Raw genomic sequence first — 562 nt, forward strand, 5'->3', positions numbered from 1 at the left:
GACAGCCTACCTACTTCTGCCAACCAAGAAGACCACGTATCAATGGCCACCTTTGCCGCGCGTAGGCTTAGATACATGGCTGAAAACACCCGTGGGATATTGGCAGTAGAATATTTAGCAGCAGCACAAGGACTCGACTTCCGAGCGCCTAATCTATCTTCCCCTCGTGTGGAAGAAGCGAAGCAGATTTTGCGTGAGAAAGTGAGCTTCTACGATAAAGACAGATATTTTGCTCCAGATATTGAACAAGCTAACCTGTTACTCAAGTTATCCGTTCATAACCACCTAATGCCAGAAGGAACACTGTCAAGTTTTTAGTACTTTCCGTATACTGGGCTGTACTCTCGTTACAGCCCACTTGTCCATAAAAAATGAATACACTTATTGATAGGAGTGAGACTATCCGAAAAATCATCACTCACCGTCGGAAAGTTCATTACCAATGATAACAAAAAAATCCCCAATCCTGCTTACAACAGCCCTTATCAGCACCTTATTCTTAGCCGGCTGTGGATCAGACTCAAGCAATAAAGCACCAGCAAAACCAACGACTCCAACGACT

1 protein-coding gene is annotated in these 562 nt (G+C 44.3%); it reads left to right on the top strand.

Features of this window, described 5'->3' with window-relative positions; all coding sequences use genetic code 11:
* The coding region (locus AB4653_RS26655) for an aromatic amino acid lyase (RefSeq protein ID WP_372105736.1) at window positions 1-318 on the top strand (318 nt) is incomplete at its 5' end.
* Window positions 319-562: the final 244 nt, after the last annotated feature.

The organism is Vibrio sp. 10N.222.48.A3 (assembly GCF_041475345.1).
In the GTDB taxonomy this organism is placed as follows: Bacteria; Pseudomonadota; Gammaproteobacteria; order Enterobacterales; family Vibrionaceae; genus Vibrio; species Vibrio tasmaniensis_A.